Origin of the sequence: Streptomyces sp. NPDC059455, assembly GCF_042750115.1 — a bacterium.
In the GTDB taxonomy this organism is placed as follows: Bacteria; Actinomycetota; Actinomycetes; order Streptomycetales; family Streptomycetaceae; genus Streptomyces; species Streptomyces endocoffeicus.
This window is the reverse complement of the sequence record NZ_JBHYVB010000301.1, coordinates 5,117-9,793: the sequence shown is the minus strand read 5'-3', so window position 1 is coordinate 9,793 and position 4,677 is coordinate 5,117. Positions and strand designations below refer to the sequence as shown.

The following is a 4,677-nucleotide window of genomic DNA, read 5'->3' as shown; positions in this document are numbered from 1 at the left end:
GTATGAACATCTCCTTCTTGGGCAACTGGCGCAAGCGACGAGGGCCCGCGGCGGGGGCGGGGCGGGTGGGTGCGCCGGTGGAGGGCCCCCACCGCGACGCCCACCTCGCCAACCCAATCGAACACACTCCCGCGCGCGCCCCGCCCCCCCCGACGGCGGGGCGGGTCTGTCGCGTTCGCTCAGGCGGATGTTGAGGTTCGGAGGATGTCGGGTTCCAGGTAGATGACCCGGGCGATCGGGACTGCCTCGCGGATGCGGGCCTCCGCGGCGTCGATCGCGCGGGCGATCTCTACCGCTGTGTCGTCGTGCTGGACCGCGATCTTGGCGGCGACCAGCAGTTCCTCGGGGCCGAGGTGGAGGGTACGCATGTGGATCACGCTGGTGACGGTCTCGCCGTCCACGACGGCTTCGCGGATCTTGGCGACCTCCGTGGCGTCGGCCGCCTCGCCCAGCAGCAGCGACTTGGTCTCGGCCGCGAGCACGAGGGCGATCACCACCAGCAGGATGCCGATGCAGAGGGTGCCGATGCCGTCCCAGACGCCGTCGCCGGTCAGCATGGTGAGGCCGACGCCGCCGAGCGCGAGGACCAGGCCGACGAGGGCGCCGAAGTCCTCCAGGAGGACGACGGGGAGCTCGGGGGCCTTGGCGCGGCGGACGAACTGGGACCAGCTCTGCTTGCCGCGGATCTCGTTGGACTCCTTTATGGCCGTACGGAAGGAGAAGCCCTCGGCGATGATCGCGAAGACGAGCACTCCGACCGGCCAGTACCAGTGCTCCAGCTCATGGGGATGCTGGATCTTCTCGTAGCCCTCGTACAGCGCGAAGACGCCACCGATGGTGAACAGCACGATGGAGACGAGGAAGCCGTAGATGTAGCGCTCGCGGCCGTAGCCGAAGGGGTGCTCGGGGGTGGCCTCGCGCTTGGCCTTCTTCCCGCCGAGGAGCAGCAGCCCCTGGTTGCCCGAGTCGGCGATCGAGTGCACGCCTTCGGCGAGCATCGACGACGAGCCGCTGAAGGCGAACGCCACGAACTTGGCTGCGGCGATGGCCAGGTTCGCGCCCAGCGCGGCAACAATCGCCTTGGTTCCGCCTGATGCACTCATATGTGCCGAATTTCCCTTCCACTTACATGGCAGCTCACGGAGGCTTTGCCAGTGCTTTACCGCCTCACGGCGGGCCATTGTTCCAGCCCCTCGAGCGGGCCGTACCTCAGGCGGTCACTGTGGCCCTGAACACAGTGCCATCGCCGCTCAGGGCGGCCTCCTCGCCGGCCGGTACGAAGGCCGACTCCCCGCGCTTCAGCGGGAGTTCGCCGTCCGCGCCACGCAGGGAGACCTCACCCGAGGCGCAGAGCAGGATCTGCGGGCCGGTCGCCGGCAGCGGACGGGGAGCGGCGCCGTCGGCCAGGACGTGGCGGGAGAGCCGGAACTCGTCGATCGGGGTGGTGTAGAGCTCCTCGCCGGAGGGGTCCGCTTCGGGCCGCAGCACGGCGGGGGCGGCGCTCTCGAAGCGGACGACGCGCAGCAGCTCGGGGACGTCCACGTGCTTGGGCGTCAGCCCGCAGCGCAGCACATTGTCGGAGTTGGCCATGATCTCGACGCCCAGGCCGTCGAGATAGGCGTGCGGTACGCCGGCGCCGAGGTAGAGGGCCTCGCCGGGCTGGAGGGTCACGAAGTTGAGCAGCATCGCGGCGATCGCGCCGGGGTCGCCCGGGTAGTGCCGGGCGATGGAGGCGTACGCCGCGTACGCCGGGGCGTGCGGTCCGTCCTGCGCGCCGAGCCGCTCGGCGGCGGCAGTCGCCTGCCTTACGGTCTCCGTCATCGCCTCCGGGTCGGCCGTGAGGACGGCGGTCAGCACCTCGCGCAGGGCGTGCGACTCCGGGTGGGCGTGCAGGATGTCGACGTACGGCTTGAGCGAGTCGACCTCGAGGGCGGCCAGCAGCTCGGCCGCCTCGTTCGGGTCGCGGAAGCCGCACAGCCCGTTGAACGGCGTGAGCGCGCATATCAGCTCGGGCTTGTGGTTGGCGTCCTTGTAGTTGCGGTGCGGGGCGTCGGCCGGGACACCGCGCTCCTCCTCGTCCGTGAAGCCCTCCTTTGCCTGCGCGAGGTCCGGGTGAACCTGGAGCGACAGCGGCGAGGCGGCGGCCAGCACCTTCAGCAGGAACGGCAGCCGGGGCCCGAAGAGCCCTACGGCGGCCGAGCCGAGCTCGCCCTCGGGGTCCGCGGCGATCACCTCGGACAGCGCGACGGAGCCCGCGCCCCGGTCGACCCGGGACGGCGCCCCGGGGTGCGCACCCATCCACATCTCGGCCTGCGGCTCCCCGGTCGGCCGGACGCCCAGCAGCTCCGGGATGGCGGTGGTGGAGCCCCAGGCGTAGGGGCGCACGGTGTTGACGAGGCGGTCCATGCGGTGCGGTTCCTGACTGTGCAGTGAGGGACGTGGGGCAGGTGGTGCGTGCCTTACGGCCTTCAGTACGGCCTTACGGTCGCGCTCAAGGTCTCTGACGGCCTCAAGTTCTATCCGGCGAAGCGAGCGCGAGGTAAACGGCGGCGAAATCCGTGATGGCGAGAAGTTCCGCGGCGCTCTCCAGGGGGGTGCCCTCGGCCGGTTCCAGCTCGCTGAACGCGGTCTCGTGCGCCAGCGCGAGCTCCCGGGCGGTCGGCACGGCCGAGACGGGGCCCACCGGCTCGTCGTGGAGCAGCACGATCCGGGCGCGGAGCGCCTCGGGCTCCTCCACCCGGTCGCGGAAGAAGTCGTCCGGGTCGGCGCCGCCCGCGAACGCCCCGGTCAGCAGCGCACCATGCGCGGCGAGCGCCCCGGGGAGCTCGGCGACGAGCGCGGGGCGCCCGGCGAGCGCCGCGAGCAGCCCCGAGAAGCGCCGTCCGGTCGCGGCGGCGACCGGGCCCTCGGTCCACAGCAGCGGAAGCGCCCCGGCGAGCTCCGCCGCGAGCGTCTTGGCGGGGTTGGTGTAGGTGGCGATGGCCGGGCCACAGCGCTCGGCGACCTGGTCGAGCCGGTCGGCCACCTGCTGCAGCGCCGTGGGCGGCGCGGACACCAGGCCGATCCGGTCGACCAGCATGAGCAGCGGGGTGAGCAGGGCCCACAGCGTGCCGGGCAGCGCGGGACCGGTCATCTCGTCGGGGGCGGTGCCGGGCGGCTCGACGGGCTGCGGGACGGATGGCGTCCCGTACGGGGCGGGGGCGTCGCCCAGGGCGCCCTCGGCGAGGGCGGTGTCCTCGGTGCCGGGCGCGCCGGGCGCGTGCGGGTCCGCGCGGTACGGGTCGGTGCCGTACCCGCCGGTGGCGTACGGGGCCGAGCCGTTCGGCGCCGTGGCCAGCGGCACCATCAGGCCGCGGGCCTGCGCGACCGCGTCTGCCAGCGGGGACTGGCCCGGGGCGACGGAGACGATGGCGCAGCCACGGCGGTACGCCTGCTCGACCAGACGCGGAAGGCCCGGTTCCGTGCCGTCCGGGGTCGCGATGACCAGCAGGTCCAGCGGGCCCGCCCAGCCGGGCAGCGTCCAGCGCAGCGCGCCCGGCGCGGGGGCCACGCCGGTGGGCGCGATCAGGCTGACCGGGCAGTTGCCTCCGCTGAGCGCGCCGAGGAGGTCGGCGGTGCAGCTTCCGGCCGCCCCCGGGCCCGCGACCATGACGGCGCGCGGGCGCCCGTCCGGCTTGAGGTCGCCTATCCCGGCCTCGGCGGCGTGCCGGGCGGCGGTACGGACGCGGGCGCCGGCCTCGGCGGCCCCGCGCAGCAGCCCGCGGGTATCCGCGCGGGCGAGGGCCTCTGGGGCGTCGAGGAGGGATTCGTCGAGCATCGTGCTTCGGCCTCCGATCGCCGTGGCGGGCGGTACGCGTGGGATCGCGCGGGGCTTACGCGTGGGACCGCGCGGGGCTGGGTCCCCGGCGGGCCGGCGGGTCAGGCCGGGCGGCGCGCCTCGTCGACGAGCAGCACGGGGATGCCGTCCCGCACGGGGTACGCGAGACCGCACCCCTCGCCCGTGCACACCAGCTCGAGGGTCTCCGGGGACTGCTCCTCGCGCAGCGGGGCGTGGCACGCCGGGCAGGCGAGGATCTCCAGAAGACCGGCTTCGAGCGGCATGGGGTCGTCCCTTCGGGTATGGGTCCAGCCGGACATCGGTCCGGCGAGGTCAGCGTACCGCCGGGCGGGCCCGGGGCGCCGCCGGTGTACACCGGAGCCCCGGGGACTGCCCCCGGGGCTCCGAGAACGCCGTGCGGCCCGCGCGCGGGCCTCCGTACAGGCCCTACAGGCCCGCAGGCCTCCGCAAGGGCGCGGATCTCCGCAGGGCGCGCACGGCTTCGGAGCCGCGCGCTGACGACCGTAACTCCGCGGAGGCGCCGCGAACCTCCTGCGGGCCCGTAGGGGCGCGGACGGCCGCAGAGGCCGCGCACAGACGGCGGTAGGGACTGCGAGCCTCCGTAAGGGCGTGCGGACCTTCGGTACGGCGCCGCGAGCCCTTCCCCTCGATAGCCGCGGGCCCTCCCCCTCGGCAGAGCGCCGGGGCCTCGTAAGGACGCCACGGGCCTCCATGAGCACGGACAGCCGTGAGGACCCGCGGGCCTCCCGACGGACCCGTGGGGCGGCCCCGGGGTGCGGGGCGGGCGGGGGCCGGCCGCCGCGGGATCGGTGGGGGGCGGGGGGGGGGGTCGGCCGGTG

4 protein-coding genes are annotated in these 4,677 nt (G+C 74.2%); all 4 read right to left on the bottom strand.

The features are described from left to right. Window positions 1-179: 179 nt before the first annotated feature. Window positions 180-1,103: a cation diffusion facilitator family transporter gene (locus ACFXB5_RS49895; protein WP_385221789.1), complete on the bottom strand. Its 924-nt coding sequence runs from the start codon at window positions 1,101-1,103 to the stop codon at window positions 180-182. 106 nt (window positions 1,104-1,209) lie between these two features. After that, window positions 1,210-2,406: a mannose-6-phosphate isomerase, class I gene (gene manA / locus ACFXB5_RS49890; protein ID WP_385221786.1), complete on the bottom strand. Its 1,197-nt coding sequence runs from the start codon at window positions 2,404-2,406 to the stop codon at window positions 1,210-1,212. A gap of 103 nt (window positions 2,407-2,509) precedes the next feature. Further along, complete coding sequence (locus ACFXB5_RS49885; protein ID WP_385221784.1) at window positions 2,510-3,817, bottom strand: SIS domain-containing protein; 1,308 nt, start codon at window positions 3,815-3,817, stop codon at window positions 2,510-2,512. Window positions 3,818-3,918: 101 nt separating this feature from the next. Then, on the bottom strand, window positions 3,919-4,101 hold the full coding sequence (locus ACFXB5_RS49880; RefSeq protein WP_037954286.1) for a Trm112 family protein: 183 nt from the start codon (window positions 4,099-4,101) through the stop codon (window positions 3,919-3,921). Window positions 4,102-4,677: the final 576 nt, after the last annotated feature.